Here is a 17,179-nt window from a genome sequence, read left to right on the forward strand (position 1 = left end):
TTGCAACAGCGCTTTCGGCCAGTAGACTGCTCGCCTCGACCAATTTTGACCTTGAACATCAACTCACCACTGCAACCGTCTCGCTGGGCAACGCCGAAGCCAGACCAGTAGCAAGCGCATAAGGATTTGTATGGCCGGTATCAAAATGCCCCACGCCTTTGATCGCAATGGCATCAAATGGGCGGCAGAAGACTATGCCAAGGGCATGGGTGCAGAACCACTTCACTGTCAGCGCTGCGACTCCGCAGTTAGTCACGTGGCCGCCTTCACGCGGGATTATTACGATCTGCCCTCGCGTGTTCGTGCCTTTTTCCGCTTGCAACCCGGTGGAGAGCATGGCTCCAACTGCCGCTTCGGCGTCGACAGGCAAATTGTTGAGCTAGCCAGTACATCTGAGGGACTGATTGAAAGTGTGCAGAAAAATCGCTATCGGATGCGTCTGGTCGCAGTGAAGGACGCGCTGCAAAAAAGCGCAATGCGTTCCAAGGATGATGGCGCCGAGGAAAGAACCCCCAGCGCCTCCAAGCACTACACACCGAATTCTGGTCGGCTTACCGCCTACATCAACACTGCACAGCGCGTCCTCAAATTGCGCGCACTGTGCGATGAAGATCATGACATCGAGCAATACCTTGAACTGGTGTTCGAAAGAAACACCACGGTGGCTTGGAATCAGTTCTATTTCGATCACGCTCGGCAAATGGCGGCCCATCACACTGTCTCACACTGCACAAACCAGTACCCTGTAGCCATCCAAGGTCGTGTCGGCAAGATCACCCGTGCCATCAAGGACGATCCCACACGGAACGTCCTGAACCTCCAAAAACTCAAGGTCTCTGCGAATCCCAATGAACCAACCGACGGCATCAGCCTGGAAGTGAGCGTCTGGGCTGCTAAGGCAAATTGGTTTGACGGGGTAAATGAAGGCGACGAGGTCGTCGTATTCGGCTTATGGAAAGCCCCTGCCCCCACCCAGACCAAGGCCACCAAGGAGGGGTACTTCAAGACATACACCAATCGGCGCCTAAACCTGACGCTGGCCGTGAAATCTCAAATCACAAAAGTGTGATCATGATGGTGTTCCTGCACTAAAAATAGGACTGCGCCAGCGCTAAACCCTGTGGCACTTAAGGCAGCCAACCAGCCGATCCAAGTGCCGCTTGAATCGCGCTGGGCTTGCCATATGCAACGGTACGCTTGTCTTCAAACGTCTTCGAGCTAACAAAGCGACGTCTCTCCAAAGCCTCGACCAAGCGTCGGTCTTCACTCGCTGATGGAAGCGTTACTTTTCCAGACTTCGCCAGTTTCAAGTACGCACGATCAAGGAGATCTAGAGCCGGTACTGTTTCCTACCGTACTGTTCAAGGCCATTCAAGCGCGCAGCCTCAGATCGGTTCACTTGGCGATTTTGTTGCAGGCGACCTTGTCACTGTGACCACTGTGGGTCTGTGTACGTTGGTAATCCAGGCATTACCTTTTTTGCACCGACCGGTGCCGGCGCTATCAGAACAAATGCCCTGCAGATGTGCTTCCACCCTTACGCCTGATCCGCACGAGTATTGTCGACCAAAAACTGCAAATAATGCCATTGAGCCACCATTCATCGGGTAGGATCGCTGCCATTGGGTATTCATACAGAATGACGAAGGACGACATGACGGAATCGGCGCATCCGAAGCCTGCTGGTGGTAAGGATTTGGTAGTAAAACGCAAGTCCACTATTACCGAACTGCCTACTGAATCAGATCTCAAAAGTACAGGAGTATCAGGGCTAGCTTTGCGAGCTGGGGCGACGCATAGGTCGAATGAGCACCACCGCTCAAACAAGGGCGACAAAGCTAAGCAACTGGATAAGCGACCGGTTTTTTTGGCCATGCAGGGTGGCGGCGCAAAGGGCATCGTGCATGTGGGTGGCCTGACGGCGCTCGATGACATGAATCTCGATATCAAAGGCGTGGCGGGTACTTCAGCGGGTTCCATCGTCGCGGCGCTTGTTGCTGTCGGTTACAAAGGCAAAGACCTGCTCAATCTAGACGGCGACGGAAATCTATTTGAAACGTTGCCCTCAAAATTAAAGGTAAAAAAACCTACCGACCTTTTCCCGTTTTGGGGCTGGCAAGCTCTAAGATTTTCCAGGTTGGTCATTGCTGCAGGGGGAGGATTGCTCTCGTTGGAAAGCAAACTTCTGACCTGGCTATTTCCAAGCAAAAAGCCCAGCCCTGTCGAGCGTGCTCTTCGTCGACTTTTCGGATTGTTGAGCGCAACTACCAAATTGGCATTTTGCGGATACCTCATCTATGAAGGGGTGGAATGGGTCGCGGTTCAAGATCGGGAAACGTTGAAAACCACCATGTGGGTTGCAGTCGGAGTAATCATTACTCTCGGGTTGGTCGTGTGGAAGGCACTCAAAGGAATCACAACCGTAAACAAAGTCCGTGATTTCATTGATAACGCATTACGAAACAAGATCACCCTAATGAAGGACACAGATAAAGGTGTGACTTTTGCTGACCTCCAAAGGGCAAAAAAACCGCCGCTCAAGATTGTTGCTACCAACGTCTACGGTGAAACATTAGAGTTATTTTGCGTGGAGCGTACGCCGGACGTTGCCATCGCCGATGCGGTGGCCGCTTCAATCTGCCTGCCTGTCATCTTCAAACCTTGGCGACTCGTGTTCGAGCGTCACAACACCCAACCACCGACTCCTGTTGAGACTACATTTCTAGACGGCGGATTGGTTTCCAACCTACCTGCCTGGCCGTTTGATCAGGAGCGTAAGGACGATCCGGACATCCCTACGATTGCGCTGAGCATCGGAGAGCCTCCCGTTCCAACGCATAAGCATTGGTTGTTCTCGGTGGTCGGTAGCGTTGTGAACGGTTCACAAGAGGTTCATACCCGCGCGGCAGGAAAAATGTCACAGGTCATCCTACGCACAACATTGGGGATGCTCGACTTCGACAAGCCGGTTCTAGTCCTGAGAGATGAGGCCAAGAAAGCAAGGCAAACAACGCAAAGCACAATCATGCTTGACCTGACCTTATCGCCTTTCGTGCTGCGAACCTTCGCCGCTTTGGTTCAGAGGGACATGAAGAGGTTGACTGCGGGCCCGCTGGCTTGGGCTGCCCCACATAAAGCGATAGCGCGCGTCAGGGTAGGCCTCGCCCTGGAGCAGTCAGGCTCGTTTGTCACGACCTATACAGCTGGATACCAGCCGGGTGACAAAGACGCCGCGAGCCTCGGCGTCAAAGTGAAATCACACATTGCGCAATACTGCTGGAATAAAAAAGCGTTGTACTCGAAAGTCTTCACATCAGCGAACTCCCCAAAAGCGCTGGCTGAGCGGCAGATCTGGGGTGATGCCTGCTTCATTATTTGCATCCCTTTGTTTCCAAAAGTCCCTCTGTACCCCGAGTCACAGCCGGCATCGGTGCCACAGCAGCCAAGGGGGTGCGTGGTAGTGATTGAGTCGAACATCCCTGTGATTGTGACGAGCGAAGCGCAAAAAAATGCCTTCAGTAAGTTCGTGGAAACGGTGCAGAAGCGCGTGCTATATTTAGATCAAGAAGTCGATAAAAATAATAACAAGCGATCGGCTGCTGATTTCGGACAGGAGACATACAAATGGCGTTGATGATAATTGATTTCGGTGACGGTGATATTTCTGAGATAGAGACTCCAGAAGTACACGCTGACGACAATGTTCCGAATGAACTGCGCCAAATGGGTGATTGGCTAGGCGAGGTTACTCAAGATGCAGCGGACTATCTTTCTGTTGCGGAACAACTTCAACAGTCTGGTTGGGTCGAAAATGATCAGACCCGCCCATTGTTCAAAAAATTAGATGACAAGTCTCTTCGTTTTCGGGCCATCCCGTTTGATGGTCACATAAAAGAATTTGACACGTGGATAAAGCAACCAGGCGTCATGGCCCGCCTACCAAAGGGAACTACAGCCCTTTTTGACTCCAGTGAAGATTCAAAAAACGCTCGCGATGCGCACAATGTTGGAGTGTCCAGTGAAGAAGTGAAAGAGTTTTTCGCCAACATGACGCAGTTAATTATCCGCGAGCGGTATGCTGTACCCCAAGAAACCAAGCAACAACAACTTTCCGATTTAAGGAAAGAGCTATTGGCGTTGAGTGCCGAGACCAGCGAACGTACCGCTGAATTTATTACTTACGGCCACGCCATCACAGAAGCGTATCGCAATGCCAGCACACATCGCTCCCTCCAGACAGAGTTGATCGGGATGCATGCTCTTAATTTGCAACCCGTGTACCTCGAGGGCAAGGTCTTCGATTCAAGTAATATAGAAATTAATCAAACTATCAAACTGTACCCTGAGTATTCAGCGAAACGTGAGTCAGCAGGACGTACGAAATACAAAGACCTTGGGCGCCTTACTTTCGACGTGGGTATGACACATAACTAGACAGTCATTCACCCTGGAAACGTGATCGGCCGAACAGTCACGTTGGATTTAGTGCACCGCTCCGTGTGGGAGCGCTTGCTGAATCCTCATGACGCTTGCGACGCTGATCATAAGCCTGAGTGACGTCATCCAGTATTGCAATCGAGCTGCTCAGGCTTGTCTGAACCCAATTGAGCGCCCCTCACCGATAAGGACGATTCATGGACGCTAGCAAGAAGCCCTCCCCCCAAATTACCTACTTCATTGATGAGTCTGGAAATACCGGCGACCTGATCACGGCGGGCGATAAACTCGAATTTGGAAACCAACCCTATTTTGGGCTTGGTTGCATAGGTGTGACCGACGTTGATGGGTTTGAGAAAAAGGTTATTAACCTTAAAAACAAGCACAACATTCAATCGAATGACCTTAAATCCACCAAAATCTACAAAAACAAACCGAAATTCATCCTAGACCTTATAAAGTTAATCGCCGGTGATAAGATCCCGTTCTTTGTAGAGCTCGTGGAAAAGAAATTTTTTATTGCTACCAATATCAGCTTCTATTTGGTGTGGCCGCCTTATTTCAACATAGACGACCATGAAGCATCAAATAACATGAGAAATTTTTTTGCTCAACTGATCACAAAAAACGCTCCGGACGATGTTTTTAGTTCGTATTTCAAGGCCTGCATCGAACGAACGAAAGAAAGCCTGATGGCCGCTTTCCAAGCACTTCTTAATTTTGGGCATTCACAACCAACAGACCCTATTTATCAGGGTTTCGTTAAGTGTGTTAATGAATCGATCGACGATTTCGAACTTATGATGAAGGAAGAAAAGAGCGTCGAGGACGCGGTAAAGCGTTTTTTGCCTCTGCCGGACACAGGAAAAAAAGGGAAAGAATTCTGGATCCTCCCTAACTATTCCTCACTGACCAATCTTTACGCTCGTATCAATCATGCACACGAAGGAAAGATTGCAAATATACATCTGGTACATGACGAGCAGGCGCAGTACGACGAGATATTAGATCTTGCAAAAAAAGCGACTGAAATGCTACGCAATGCTCGCGAAGTTTCGCCCATCGCAAACTATAATTTTCTTGAAAAGGCCTCGCTGACTTTTGCCAAATCGGAAGACAATATTGGCATCCAAGCAGCTGATGTGCTTATTGGCTTCCTTGTCAGATATGCGCAAGAGATCCTGTGCGCTAAAACAGACCCTGCCAAGGAGCTCAAAGAAGCCTTTGGAATCATGGCAGAAGCGGAAAATTTTGAAAAAGGCTATGGTGTCAATTACGTTTGGTCTCATAACGAGATTCGCTTTGCCTGATTAAGACAATCCGTTCATTTCCTCGCTGGAATACTGGCATCGACAGAGGAGTCAAAGAACTCCGAGCCATGTGTTCCAGCCCGCCAACATCGGGTACTCGCTGCAACGCTCACCGGTTTGAAATACCTGAAATCGAAAGTGCCTTACGACAAAGTACAGCCCTCGCCAAACCGGAACCCCGAACCCCGCGAAAATCACAACCCCAAATCGCTTTGCAAACAAAGCTCTGCCAAATGCTGGGGAACATCGCTATTTTGAGCCCACAAGGCAAGGGCTTCATAGGTCAGGGCGTACCAAAGCGCGCGCGGCATGATGACATTTTTTCGAAGCGTTCTATCTCCATAGATCTGAAGAGGACTCGTAAGCGTGTATCGAAGAGCGTTCACGACCTTTCTAGGCAAACGTGTTCTACCCTTGCAATCTGTAATTTGCGCAGCTGGAAAGCGAAACCTGCCATAGTATTTGTCTTTCGATTTACCGGCTCTAATAAGGGCATTAAGTTCCTTTTGCGAACGTTCATGCGAGATAGCCGTCCAAATTTTAAGGATATCCTCGTCAAGGAATTCCTCCCGTGCACCAAGATCTGGAAAGTAACGACGCCGATGTTTGTCCCATGAGGGACGGTTCGGGAGCCAGCAGTCGTTCAACAACTCCCAACAAGGTGGATGACCGTTTGGATGATTTGCAGGCAGCACTTCGGCCAAATATGATCTCGGGGTTAATACAGCTTTCATAAAAACTCCTATTTTTTATTTCAGCATAAGGAGTGCGCATCACTAGAGTCAATATCTCTTGTTTATTGAATTTGTTAACCATATATGTACGAGTAGGCAATCACATTGGTATTTCTGCAGATTGACCTATTGGACTAATTCCATTAACCATCGTAGCTGTTGCAATGTCACCCCTCCTCCACGAAAGCGGATAACAAAAATTTGTCGTCAAAATACCGCTACGAGTGCCCTTGCGAAATATGGACGCATGCTACGCCATAAACTAACCTCGCAAGAGCCATTCTCGGCTCAACAAGGAGGTATCGATGTCTGTCTACATGGTTACATGGAATCTCAACAAGGAACGCGGCAATTACGATCAAGCTCGTCGAGCATTCATCGCGCATTTGGAACGCTACCCGAATATCAAGGACTCGGGACTGGAGACTGTGCGATGGATTGAGAGTAATGCCACTCCCACCCAAGTCAATGATGATCTTAAGCTTAAGCTCGACAACAACGATCGCATCTTCATCACCAAAGTGAACAATGGAGAACGTCAAGGTTGGCTTGATAAGAGCGTCTGGGATTGGATCAATGCACGAGTCTAAGGTTGTCTTGCGCAGATTGAGCCTTGGCAATGCAGTGACTGGGGTTGGCTGCAGAGCTGGCCCAAACGAATCCCGCAGTCGTCTTCCTGGCTCACCTGCGCCTGGCACTTGACGTATTCGTCCAACCTCGACCAGACAACGTCCAACGATAGACGCTGCCCGCTTGCAAAGCGGCGTATCGTGCCCCTACATTTTGAACAATGTATTGGAGCTGGCTGAATGGCAATTTCCCAGGAAGCAATGTACTCGTTGTTCCAAGGCGCCCTTCGCCGCTTCTTGGTTAAGGACGCGGCGAGCATCAGAAACAACATTTCGGAAAGAAATCTCTGCAGTCGCCTCGCAATGCAATTCGAAAAGTTGCTTCCTGGCTACGACCTTGAAGCGTACTACGCAGATACTGAATACAACAGACAACAGGAGGGGCAGATCAAGACCGTCGTCTCGGGCGACATGCAGGTGATCAAGGTGATCTGTGATCTCATCGTCCATAGTCGCGGAGAGCAGGGGCGAGACATCTGATCGCCATAGAAATGGCCAAGCCAGATATAATCGCTGAACAGATACAGTCGGATATTGCTTACTCCACGCCAAGCGTACGCCCTAATGTTCAACGTGCGCGCATAGGTTGAGAGCGCGGCTTTTCCTTGTTCTGGGGAGATTCAGTTGGTTGTACTGCCTTGCTCCAGCATGGCAGTGATCCATCAACGTACTCAGAAGCTCTCACATTCACTGCCTGAGTGCTTGGGTCGAGGTACCAATAGCAGTAGGTGATCGCGCGGGTAACCGCCACATAGGCAGTTCGGAGGGCTTCTTCTCCTTGCGCTACATCGAAGGGTTTGGGCTCCATCGCCTTTGCCATACCTGCAAGCGAATAAGCACTATTTTTATAGGGTGAACTGGTCTTTTGCTCACAATCCCCAACTAGAAATACAGCCTTGGCCTGTAGCCCTTTCGAAGCGTGATAGGTTAATAGCTTGACATCGTCCTCTCGTTTTTCCCGCTTGGCCCGTGCAAGCAGCTTCGCTAGCACCTTCTCCAAAGCATCTTTAGTAGCACCTATACGATAAAGCACCAGTATCGAATCCCCTTGTTCGTAATGTTCAAGTGCCCGCTTGGCGAGTTCGGCATCATTTCGAGTCAGAACGGATACAGGTACTTTGTCACTCATGACCTCTTTGTTGGCTGCACGTCCATGCTTGTTTTTAAATCCCTGTGTACCCTGAACCAACGTCTCCGCTGCATCGATGATCCATTGATGGGAACGATGGTTTTCCTGCATGAAAATAGGTTCACTCGGTGGTGCGGTGAAGTATTCATTGAAATCGGTGAAAAACTTCGGAGAACTGCCCCGCCAGCCATAAATACTCTGCCAGTCGTCTCCCACCGCCAACAAAGAAGGGTAAATGGGTTCGCGGTAAACGTGAACCCCACGGAATTTGGCGGTAATTCCACGGTTCTTAATTTCTCTGAATGTTGCCTTTATCCAAGAGATGGTATTCGCACCTACGTCCTGAAATTCATCGATCAACAACGTACACATCGGCCTTAAAACCGAAGGTGATACCGCCTTGAGGTTTTCAGCCTGCCCTTCACCAAACATGGCAAACATTTTGTTAAAGGTCAGTACAGGGGGGCTCATCTCTCTTAGATGATCTTCAAATGCGGCCCAATAAATCCCCAGCGCCTCAAAAAACAGGAAGTCAGAATGGGTTGCACTAATTCTCAGCTGTTTGATCGCCCCAACAGCTTCCAAACCAAGATTTTCGAGAAATGAGGCGGCGGAATAAAACGCTTCCAGGATGTGTTTCGCCCCCAACTCTCCCTCGACTTTATATCGAAACTTCGGGGCTCGAGATTGCAAACTTCCAGCCTCCTGAACAATTTCTGCTGCATCGACATATCGGTTTAATACAATGACAGGTTCATTGACAAAGGCACTAAATAGCATGGTCTTCTGATTGACTTCCGAACTAAACCAGCGTTTCGAGCCCTCTCTGGTGTATTTGTAGTCCACGGAACTGTCCCGCCCCAGGAGGACATAAGCATTTGCTTCAGAAATGTAACCGTTTGAGTAGAACACCTCGCCTTCAACAGCGATTTTTTTACGATGCGGTACTACACCCTGAATCGGCCAGTGACCTTGCCCCGTCCAGAAGCTTTCAAGCTCTGAGCAAAGGTTTTTATCCCGTCGCGATATCTCACCGATATTCTGACGTAGTTTTTTTGCCTCTTCACTTTTTGCGTCCAACTTCTGCTGCATAACCGCCACGTCAAATAGCTTCAAGATCAGCGCTTTGAATTTTAGGTTACTGGCATAAAGGCGCTGGTAAACATCGTCCATGACTTTAAGCTGGGCTTGCTCCAACTTCATGTTGAACAAGGCACCATCTTTTTCCTCGTCAGGATCTTTGAGATCTAGAAATTCGAACGCCTGGGCCTTCTGAAGGTCGGGAATACTCCTCACAAACCCAAGGATGCGAGAGTGAAATGTTCGGACAATGTCGAAAGACTTCTCCTCTGTAATGGTATGCCCCCAGAGTGCAAACACCTCCCGTAGCTTCTTTGCAAAATCCTTCTTGGACTCTTTGGTGAAAGTCACGGCAGTCAGGCTTGAAAAATCGATCTTCAGGTAGTGGTAGAGCACCAACAATCTGATGACCATCATGGTGGACTTGCCACTACCAGCACCGGCAACAACCGATGTGGTTGGCGTTTTCGACAAAATCATTTTCCACTGATCGTCAGAAGGCGCCTGCTTGGGAAGGTGCTTTGCGATATCGGCCCGGATCTCTCGCTCCATTTCAGCTGTAATTGGAAATCTCCAATCTTCGAAGAGTTTCTCCTTAACTGGCAGGGGTGGGCCGGGGATCGGTGGCGTCCCTGCTCGAAACTCAACGATCTTCCGCCCCTCTTCCAGGCCAACTCTTCTGCCTTTCCTCCAAGCGGAAGCCTGCTCAATGTTCAGAGAGTCCAAAAGGCGATCAATCAGTTGCCAACACCAATGTTTGCTGGAATGAGGGTCTTTTCCGTCAAAAGTTGGCGACGGCATTTGCTGTTTTGAGGAGGATTCCATTACCTAACTGCCCCGAAAGCTATGATGCGAAAATAATGGCACAAAGCCTATCCTTCCTTGATCGTGTTTCCCAGCACGAACCTCTCAATCTCGGTGTTGTTGCAAGATAGCGTCTCACAAACTGAACGTTCGACCCGTTGACAGCCTGACAGGGACTTCGTAGTCGCTCGCCAAATGAATTCCGCATCGAAGGTCGCAGGATCGTCTTCCGTATTGTCCGGATAACCTGCTTCAGCTGACTTTCGCGCATCTTCAACCACGGATTGAAGCCCTTCTCGCTCCACCAGTGATATCCCTGACTTTTTCCATCCAATAGAGCCCTCGAAAGCAGCGCCAGGAACCATAAGCACTAAGCCGGCAACATCGAGTTTGAGGAGAATAAGAGGCGTCAAGCGCCTGGTAGCGACCAAAACACCTACGGCTACAGCTGAAGTAGCGGGCAAGGCTCATGAACTGCGGCTGCGCTTGAATGCTACCAAGGCCTCAAGTGCCTGCGCGACACTCATCCCCTCTCGCTCTCTATCGATTATAAAGTCCGCGTCAAAGGTTGCAGGATCGTCAGCCGTACAGTCCGGGTAACCTGCTTCAGCTGAAATTCGTGCGTTATCAATCACCGATTGCAGCCCCTGACGCTCCACCAGTGACGCCCTCTTTTTTGGATTCAACGGGGTTACTCCAGGCAGCGGTTCGAAGCACGATCATAGACCAAGCCGACTGCAGCAGGATTAGAGGGCAATGGCAGACCGAAAGTAAGGCGATCTGCTTGCCCCAAGCTTGGGGGCAAAGCAACTTCACAACTTCTATCCGATCGCAACATCAGTGATTGAAAGCAAGACTCTCAGCCAAATCGACCACTTGTTTTCGATCATCTTTTTTCAGGCAGTGAAAGCACTGCAGCAAATGCGCAGTATCATCGTCCTCACAATAAAAGTACGCCGCCGGCAGATTCAGTACAGCAGCTATCCGCTGCACGGTGCTTTCCCCTGGCTCGTGCACACCCTTCTCATACTGATTCATCCGTGCTGATGCCGATGCGGGCTCAATTCCGGCGTCTATCCCCAGTCGCTCCTGAGAAAACCCTCTCGCCTTTCGTGCCTCTTTCAAACGCCTGCTGAACGTCGTCATTTCTCTCGCCGCAAAAGACTAAGAGATTCTTAAATTCTCTTTGACGGCGTGCTAAGACTTACTTAGGATTCGGCAGAAATATCCTTTTGATATCACTCGAAACGCAAGGACAGGGATCAAGATGAAGGAAATGAAAATTGTGGATGGCCGGCTCGACGAAAAATCGCGAGGTTTCGGCGGCGACATGGTGAGCTACCACTTCTGGAAAATTGACGGCAAGAAACTCGAACCGCTCGAAATCCCGGATGTGTTGGACGCTCATGTAAAGGCGGGTGATCGGGTTCGAGTGACATCACAGCTGGGCAAAGACAAGGTCAACAGAATCTGGGCCATTCAGGTCGAGGGAGAGCCAGTCCGTTCGGTCGTCAATATCCCGTTCATTGCGGTGTCTTTGGGGCGGCTCAGTATTTTCCCCCTGATGGTCGCCATTTTTACTATCTTCGTAGCGCGTCTTCTCTGGGAAAACAGTGCAAGCCACGGGCATTTCCAAGGCTCGATTTACCAACTTGTGTGGCTCGCATTGAATCTGTTCGTAAGCTACAAATTCATGATTAAGCCAGTATTGATCACCACGCGAGGCATCAAGGCTTTTCGCGAATATTGCGCAAAGACGCCAACATCGACCTCGACGGCTCGCTAAAACCGAGCGGATACCGACGGCCTCCCGAGAGCCAGAAATGAATTATGTTGAGCTGATCCAACGCCAAGCCGAGTTTGTATTTGGCAACAAAGCGAAAGCCGATCATTGGCTGAATCAGCCGATAGTCGGGGCTGGTGATAGCTCGCGGTTGCAAGCGGCTCACACTGAAAAGGGATACGAACTCGTAAAAGCTGAACTTGAAAGAGTCAGTCATGGGTACGCCTGCTGACACGAGCCCATCCTCCAAAATCCCGGACTCAACATGATTGTTTTGGATCTCAACACAAACGACAGCGAAACCCTGCTTAGGCACATTGAAGATTTCAAGCCAAGTTCAGGTGACGCGCGCGAGGACGCTCGACTCTGAGAGGCGTTGCTCGAATTGAAGGAGGCGTTAGCTCAGCACCTTAAATATTCGAGTACCTAGGCTACTTGCCTACGTCGATGATTTCGCGGGCGACCGATACTAGGCTCCAGCCAAACGCCTGCATCTCGCGGGATGTGGTCGACGTGGATCGGAACGAATCAACGACGACCAGAGTTCGTAAAGAATTTCCAGGGCCATCACCAATCAGGAATTTGCATGGCGATTACAGTTCCGAGGGAAGGTGAAATTTGGAAGCTAGCGGTTGAAACTTTGGGGGCGCTGCGCCTACAAGAGCTTGTAGAAGAGCTTCTGAAAAGCTATGTGAATAAACGCAAAGTGGACAACCTCGGATTTCTGCGCCTCGAATGGCTAGGCCCTGAAGCGTTTGAGGCTCTAAGTGCCGGCCAGCGACTAGCTGGAAAGGGGCCACTGATATTCGAGGAGAATCCGAACGCCGTCGCGCTGTCCAACGGACATCGCTCTCATCTGTTGCGTGGGATTGTTCAAGCGTTGCCAGCGGGTCGATTGCCCGGATATCTACTTGAATGGAGGCTGCTGCTCGACCTAGGAGTGTGATGTCCACGTCACTAGCGCGGGGACTCGTACACCCACTAGTAAGCGGCTGACCTCGGCGCTATTCAAGCGCATACCCCATGTTCCAACCGACCTATCAGTTCGATCACGGCTTGAGTTTCGACGCGCGTGCTCATCATTTCAAACGGTGCTCTTGAGCCAAGTCCAAATACGGGCGATTTCATCCATACCCTGGTGGCAGGAAGATCACCTTCGCACAGCTCCAGAGCAGCATTCAGTACACCAACCAGCGCGCACAACCGATCGCTTTCAGCAGTGTTCAATCGCCCCGCAGTCACTCTCCTCGACAGCGTTGCAGGCGAGATGCACAAATACTGGCGAAGCTCACTCTCGGACATGGCCAGGATAACTGCCAGCTGCTTATAAAAAGCAAAGGACAGACCTTGGTGAACCATCTTGTGGAGCATAGCGCCGCGAGCCGGAAGTCCCATCATTGCCCAAATGTTCGCTTGAGCAGACTCAACGGGGTTATGTTCTTTGATTGATGAGTCGATTCCCACGTCTAGTGTCTTCCATTAGCTCATCATGACAGAAGTTGTTCGATCCCTCATTGCACGAGTCTAACGCTACCCCCGCTCCCGAAAGAGATTAACCCCTTTCCTTCGCTGGCTACGCTTAAAGACCACCAGCGCTTGGAGCGCTTCGGCGATGGTCAGTCCCTCTTTTTCGCGCTCCAAGATGAACCCACTGTCGAACGTCGCCGGGTCATCAGCAGGGTTGTCCAGATAGCGTACATAACCGAATGATCCCATTCTGCCGAGCTCTCGCAGACGCCACAAAAAATCCACTCCATGCGGTAACGAACCAGCCGGGCCCGCTTTTAGGTAGGTCTGAGTTAGAGCACTTTGAATCGGGCAATTAATTCAAGCCGTAAACATTCTATTGGATGGGTTAGGGATTGCGTCAGTTGGTGCACTACGCTGCGGGAACTGACGTTAGAGCAACACAATACGAGGAAGCTCAGAGCTTTACAGAGGCCCATTGGACGCATCGAAAAATATGGTGGCAATCTGAGGGCCACGCGCTACGCTCATGAAAAGAGTGATGTACGCCGAACGCCTTTAGACGCTCCTCTAGCCGCATCATACCGGAGGCCAACATGAAAGGACTCAAATTCAGGCTTGCTTATATCCTTTTAAGCGTCGCGTTAATGTTAACAAATGGCTGTAGTTCGGAGCCGGCGTCACCGACGACTACGGGGACGGGCAGCTCCTCGGATGTAGCTTACGCGGCGGCACCACCTCCTGAGCCAGTAAGTGAGCCGGTAGCCGAATATCTACCGGCCGAACATCGAGCATATGCCTCGCTGCATTCGCTAGATAAAGTCGCGTCACTCAGTGGCCATGTCGTCAAAAGCGATGAATTTAAAGACATTAATGGCGACTCCTATTACGGCGTTAAAGTACTTTATGGAACTAACCGAGCGTCAATAAAAAACGTGGGGTTCGGAGGGGGTATCTCGGGTTCGATGTCATACGGATCTGAGACCGTACTTATTCCAAAAAACCGCAAACGAGGAGAGTTTCGAGACAAAGACTCATTCTTCCATAAACTAAAGCTGATTATGAGTGGAGACGAAGAGAGTACAGGTTTTATTAAGCTGGACAGCGGTAAGACTGAGGAACTGAGCGAAGACCAGTTTATGAAACATCTGTCGTCACAAGGTAACATAGCGTATGGAGATATCCTTATATTCGTGCATGGCTTCAACGTGGGTTTTTATGAAGCAGTGAAACGCACTGGTCAAGTAGTGTATGATCTTGATCTAAATGTACAACCAGTATTATTCAGCTGGCCATCCCAAGCGGATCCTACCAAGTATATGCCTGACTATAGGCTAGCAGGGGAATCAGTCAGAGCATTTAGGGAGTTTGTGCAACGCGTATCAACGACGTCAAAGGGAAGGAAAATCCACATACTTGTGCACAGCATGGGGTCTCAAATTGTGATTCCCGCGATGGCAGAGCTGTATTCTAAAAATCCAGAACAATTCAACAAGCATTTTGGTAATATTATTCTAGCAGCCCCCGATTTCGATAGAGACTACTTCCGGAGAGAATACAGCACATCGTTTGAAAATTATGGCAAGGCGACGATATATATGTCCTCTGATGATCGAGCTTTGAGCCTTTCATCCAACTCACACTTAAACGATGGTCAACGTCTTGGCTTCAGTGGAAAAGCAGGATTCGCATCGCCGAAGATTGATGCAGTTGATATCACACAAGCAGTGGCTATAGATGACATGCTAGGTCACTCGCGCTACGGAAATTCAAGTCGTGTATTGAACGATATGCACTACCTGATAGGTAGTTCACTAAGGGCTAACCAACGATTTGGAATTGACTTAAATGACAATTCGACTTACTGGATTTTAACCCCTTAGGCCAATGCGAATCTGCGCGCGCTCGCCGCTTCGCAACTAGTGGGCAGAAAACCGCTCCTTAGTAGCTCAGCCGTTACCCCAGTATGAGGTCGGCCTTCGTGCAAGGGCATAGGCTATCGATCCTGAAACCTTCACGGGAAGTTAGCACGCCCTTATAGCAAATTGGTAACCGTCTGGTCAGCACCCACTCCTGACCGTTCTCCAAATTAGCCAAGATAGTGGACACCATTTTTTAGTGGACACTATCTTGGATACAGCTCCCGCTCGTCGCCACGGTCGCCGCCCGAACTTCCCAACCGTATTTAAACGCAAGGTCGTCGAAGCCTCATACCAACCCGGCACCTCAGTGTCGATGATCGCTCGCGAGCACGACGTCAATGCCAACATGGTTTTCCGCTGGCGGCAGCAATACCAGGACGGCGCATTCGGCCCGGTCACCCAGAGCGCGACGCTCCTGCTAATCGAGGTGATCGAAGCACCCATCGACTTGCCGTCAGCAGCTTCACCACAGCAGGCGTGCCATTCCGAAATCCTGCTCGAGGTGGGAAAAGCCAAGCTACGTATCACCGGTACACCTGACCCGCAGACCTTGCAACTCACCTTGCAGCAGTTGTTGCGATGATTGCACCTCCCGCTGGAACCCCCGTATCTGGATCGCCGCCGGCGTCACCGACATGCGCCGTGGCTTCGACGGATTGGCAGCATTGGTACAAACACAGCTGGAAGCCGATCCCTTCTCCGGCCAGATCTTTGCCTTTCGCGGACGACGCGGTGATCGGATCAAATTGCTGTGGTGGGACGGCGACGGGTTATGCCTGTTCTGCAAACGTCTGGAGCAAGGCCGTTTTGTTTGGCCGCAAGCGAACAGCGGCAGCGTGTCGCTGACGGCGGCGCAGTTGTCGATGCTGTTGGAGGGCATTGATTGGCGCAGGCCAATTCGTACAGCACCCGTCCTCGCGGTCTGACTTTACGCGCTGAAAATTCTTAGTAATATTCGGCCATGACTCACGTGACCGACTCCTTGCCCAATGATCTTCAAACCTTAAAGGCGCTGGTCTCTGCCCAGCGGGCAGAGATTGAGCGCCTGAAAATGATGATCGCCAAATTGCGGCGCACGCAGTTCGGTCGCAGTTCCGAGCAACTGGACGCGATGATCGACCAACTCCAGTTGAGCCTTGAAGAGCTGGAGGTCAGCCAGGCCGAAGTGATGCCAATCACTGAGCCAGCACCTCGTACCGTTTCCCGCCGTAAACCATTGCCTGAACATCTCCCCCGCGAAATCCATGTCCATCAGCCCGAGTCGCAATGCTCCGGTTGTGGTGGGACGCTTCGTCAGTTGGGGGAGATCACGCATATCGGCGGGCCACTTTAGCCCGGAAGAACGACTACTCTCAACGTCGCGCTATAGGTTGAGCTTTGGTTTAACGACGAACTCAAACACCAATCCAGCAATACCGATCCACGATACCAGTGCCTTCCAGGTCTCGATTTCTGTCCACTGCACCGTGCCAACTCCAAGGCTCATAAAGAACAACATCGCGATCCAAAACTGCCATGCGTGGCTGATCAGTTTTAGCAATCCCCAAAGCTTTGTGCTCTCGACTAACTCCTTATCATAGCGACGATAATCTTTGCCGAGACAAAAGGCGAATGCCAGCACTATTGAAGAAATTGCTATCGCGATTTTTGGAGTGACCACGAAGCACACCAGTTTACTCCCCGCCACCGCCATGACCAAATGGCCGAGCTTATTGAGACCGCCCATGTATCCCTTTGCGACTACGTAGCCTTTCCAAGACATCTTTGGGTCAAAGCCAGATCTCAATATCATTGACAAGCTCCTGAAGATTGCTGCTGGAACTGCAGTTTCGCCCGCTGTTATGTTCCTCCCAAGCTCCGGCAGATTCGCTCATCCGTAGTGGT

17 protein-coding genes and 1 pseudogene are annotated in these 17,179 nt (G+C 50.5%); 13 read left to right on the forward strand and 5 right to left on the reverse strand.

The genetic code is table 11. The annotated features are described in order from the left end of the window. Positions 1–130 precede the first annotated feature (130 nt). From AC1RPZ_RS01745 to AC1RPZ_RS01760, 4 genes are all read left to right on the forward strand, one after another. The gene (locus tag AC1RPZ_RS01745) at positions 131–1,069 is read left to right on the forward strand and encodes a hypothetical protein (protein WP_493134168.1); all 939 of its coding nucleotides are present in this window, start codon (positions 131–133) and stop codon (positions 1,067–1,069) included. A gap of 570 nt (positions 1,070–1,639) precedes the next feature. After that, complete coding sequence (locus AC1RPZ_RS01750; protein ID WP_493134170.1) at positions 1,640–3,634, forward strand: patatin-like phospholipase family protein; 1,995 nt, start codon at positions 1,640–1,642, stop codon at positions 3,632–3,634. Then, positions 3,625–4,434 (forward strand): hypothetical protein, encoded by an 810-nt coding sequence (locus tag AC1RPZ_RS01755; protein ID WP_493134172.1) that lies wholly within the window; start codon positions 3,625–3,627, stop codon positions 4,432–4,434. Before AC1RPZ_RS01750 ends, AC1RPZ_RS01755 begins: the two co-directional genes overlap by 10 nt. Before the next feature lie 200 nt (positions 4,435–4,634). Continuing rightward, complete coding sequence (locus tag AC1RPZ_RS01760; RefSeq protein ID WP_493134174.1) at positions 4,635–5,747, forward strand: DUF3800 domain-containing protein; 1,113 nt, start codon at positions 4,635–4,637, stop codon at positions 5,745–5,747. A gap of 194 nt (positions 5,748–5,941) precedes the next feature. On the opposite strand, the gene AC1RPZ_RS01765 is transcribed toward AC1RPZ_RS01760, so the two are convergent. After that, complete coding sequence (locus AC1RPZ_RS01765) at positions 5,942–6,481, reverse strand: hypothetical protein (protein ID WP_493134176.1); 540 nt, start codon at positions 6,479–6,481, stop codon at positions 5,942–5,944. Positions 6,482–6,786: 305 nt separating this feature from the next. On the opposite strand from AC1RPZ_RS01765, the gene AC1RPZ_RS01770 reads away from it, so the two are divergent. Together AC1RPZ_RS01770 and AC1RPZ_RS01775 are read left to right on the forward strand one after the other, a co-directional pair. Further along, a complete protein-coding gene (locus AC1RPZ_RS01770) occupies positions 6,787–7,071 on the forward strand; it encodes a hypothetical protein (RefSeq protein WP_493134178.1) in 285 nt (94 codons plus the stop codon). Positions 7,072–7,290: 219 nt separating this feature from the next. Beyond that, positions 7,291–7,590 carry a hypothetical protein gene (locus tag AC1RPZ_RS01775; RefSeq protein WP_493134180.1) on the forward strand — a complete coding sequence of 100 codons (300 nt, stop codon included), beginning with the start codon at positions 7,291–7,293 and terminating at the stop codon, positions 7,588–7,590. 88 nt (positions 7,591–7,678) lie between these two features. On the opposite strand, the gene AC1RPZ_RS01780 is transcribed toward AC1RPZ_RS01775, so the two are convergent. Both AC1RPZ_RS01780 and AC1RPZ_RS01785 read right to left on the reverse strand, forming a co-directional pair. Next, positions 7,679–10,144, reverse strand: a complete 2,466-nt coding sequence (locus AC1RPZ_RS01780; RefSeq protein ID WP_493134182.1) for a UvrD-helicase domain-containing protein — start codon at positions 10,142–10,144, stop codon at positions 7,679–7,681. A gap of 816 nt (positions 10,145–10,960) precedes the next feature. Then, entirely contained in the window at positions 10,961–11,269 is a 309-nt protein-coding gene (locus tag AC1RPZ_RS01785) for a helix-turn-helix domain-containing protein (protein ID WP_493134184.1), read from the reverse strand. 121 nt (positions 11,270–11,390) lie between these two features. On the opposite strand from AC1RPZ_RS01785, the gene AC1RPZ_RS01790 reads away from it, so the two are divergent. The 3 genes from AC1RPZ_RS01790 to AC1RPZ_RS01800 all read left to right on the forward strand — a co-directional run bounded on the left by AC1RPZ_RS01790 (position 11,391) and on the right by AC1RPZ_RS01800 (position 12,852). Continuing rightward, positions 11,391–11,909, forward strand: coding sequence for a hypothetical protein (locus tag AC1RPZ_RS01790; RefSeq protein ID WP_493134186.1), 519 nt, complete (start codon positions 11,391–11,393; stop codon positions 11,907–11,909). A gap of 37 nt (positions 11,910–11,946) precedes the next feature. Beyond that, a complete protein-coding gene (locus AC1RPZ_RS01795) occupies positions 11,947–12,138 on the forward strand; it encodes an antitoxin Xre/MbcA/ParS toxin-binding domain-containing protein (protein ID WP_493134188.1) in 192 nt (63 codons plus the stop codon). 354 nt (positions 12,139–12,492) lie between these two features. After that, complete coding sequence (locus AC1RPZ_RS01800; RefSeq protein WP_493134189.1) at positions 12,493–12,852, forward strand: hypothetical protein; 360 nt, start codon at positions 12,493–12,495, stop codon at positions 12,850–12,852. A 62-nt stretch (positions 12,853–12,914) separates the two neighbouring features. On the opposite strand, the gene AC1RPZ_RS01805 is transcribed toward AC1RPZ_RS01800, so the two are convergent. Continuing rightward, entirely contained in the window at positions 12,915–13,370 is a 456-nt protein-coding gene (locus AC1RPZ_RS01805; RefSeq protein ID WP_493134191.1) for an Xre family toxin-antitoxin system antitoxin, read from the reverse strand. A 599-nt stretch (positions 13,371–13,969) separates the two neighbouring features. On the opposite strand from AC1RPZ_RS01805, the gene AC1RPZ_RS01810 reads away from it, so the two are divergent. The 4 genes and pseudogenes from AC1RPZ_RS01810 to AC1RPZ_RS01825 form a co-directional block, all read left to right on the forward strand. Beyond that, positions 13,970–15,256, forward strand: coding sequence for an alpha/beta hydrolase (locus AC1RPZ_RS01810; RefSeq protein WP_493134193.1), 1,287 nt, complete (start codon positions 13,970–13,972; stop codon positions 15,254–15,256). 247 nt (positions 15,257–15,503) lie between these two features. Further along, entirely contained in the window at positions 15,504–15,878 is a 375-nt protein-coding gene (tnpA, locus tag AC1RPZ_RS01815) for an IS66-like element accessory protein TnpA (RefSeq protein WP_493134195.1), read from the forward strand. A gap of 31 nt (positions 15,879–15,909) precedes the next feature. After that, positions 15,910–16,221 carry an IS66 family insertion sequence element accessory protein TnpB gene (tnpB, locus tag AC1RPZ_RS01820; RefSeq protein ID WP_493134795.1) on the forward strand — a complete coding sequence of 104 codons (312 nt, stop codon included), beginning with the start codon at positions 15,910–15,912 and terminating at the stop codon, positions 16,219–16,221. Positions 16,222–16,256: 35 nt separating this feature from the next. Continuing rightward, positions 16,257–16,601 (forward strand): annotated as a pseudogene (locus tag AC1RPZ_RS01825) (transposase domain-containing protein); the annotation flags it as partial. A 57-nt stretch (positions 16,602–16,658) separates the two neighbouring features. Here AC1RPZ_RS01825 and AC1RPZ_RS01830 read toward each other — a convergent pair. Continuing rightward, entirely contained in the window at positions 16,659–17,087 is a 429-nt protein-coding gene (locus tag AC1RPZ_RS01830; RefSeq protein ID WP_493134196.1) for a hypothetical protein, read from the reverse strand. Positions 17,088–17,179: the final 92 nt, after the last annotated feature.

This window comes from Pseudomonas sp. GW822-FHT02D10 (assembly GCF_058802345.1).

Coding starts and splice junctions, on each gene's coding strand:
- AC1RPZ_RS01830 (WP_493134196.1), bottom strand. CDS start 17,087: ATGATATTGAGATCTGGCTTTGACCCAAAGATGTCTTGGAAAGGCTAC.
- AC1RPZ_RS01760 (WP_493134174.1), top strand. CDS start 4,635: ATGGACGCTAGCAAGAAGCCCTCCCCCCAAATTACCTACTTCATTGAT.
- AC1RPZ_RS01770 (WP_493134178.1), top strand. CDS start 6,787: ATGTCTGTCTACATGGTTACATGGAATCTCAACAAGGAACGCGGCAAT.
- AC1RPZ_RS01755 (WP_493134172.1), top strand. CDS start 3,625: ATGGCGTTGATGATAATTGATTTCGGTGACGGTGATATTTCTGAGATA.
- AC1RPZ_RS01765 (WP_493134176.1), bottom strand. CDS start 6,481: ATGAAAGCTGTATTAACCCCGAGATCATATTTGGCCGAAGTGCTGCCT.
- AC1RPZ_RS01795 (WP_493134188.1), top strand. CDS start 11,947: ATGAATTATGTTGAGCTGATCCAACGCCAAGCCGAGTTTGTATTTGGC.
- AC1RPZ_RS01800 (WP_493134189.1), top strand. CDS start 12,493: ATGGCGATTACAGTTCCGAGGGAAGGTGAAATTTGGAAGCTAGCGGTT.
- AC1RPZ_RS01750 (WP_493134170.1), top strand. CDS start 1,640: ATGACGAAGGACGACATGACGGAATCGGCGCATCCGAAGCCTGCTGGT.
- AC1RPZ_RS01785 (WP_493134184.1), bottom strand. CDS start 11,269: ATGACGACGTTCAGCAGGCGTTTGAAAGAGGCACGAAAGGCGAGAGGG.
- AC1RPZ_RS01780 (WP_493134182.1), bottom strand. CDS start 10,144: ATGGAATCCTCCTCAAAACAGCAAATGCCGTCGCCAACTTTTGACGGA.
- AC1RPZ_RS01790 (WP_493134186.1), top strand. CDS start 11,391: ATGAAGGAAATGAAAATTGTGGATGGCCGGCTCGACGAAAAATCGCGA.
- AC1RPZ_RS01810 (WP_493134193.1), top strand. CDS start 13,970: ATGAAAGGACTCAAATTCAGGCTTGCTTATATCCTTTTAAGCGTCGCG.
- AC1RPZ_RS01745 (WP_493134168.1), top strand. CDS start 131: ATGGCCGGTATCAAAATGCCCCACGCCTTTGATCGCAATGGCATCAAA.
- AC1RPZ_RS01775 (WP_493134180.1), top strand. CDS start 7,291: ATGGCAATTTCCCAGGAAGCAATGTACTCGTTGTTCCAAGGCGCCCTT.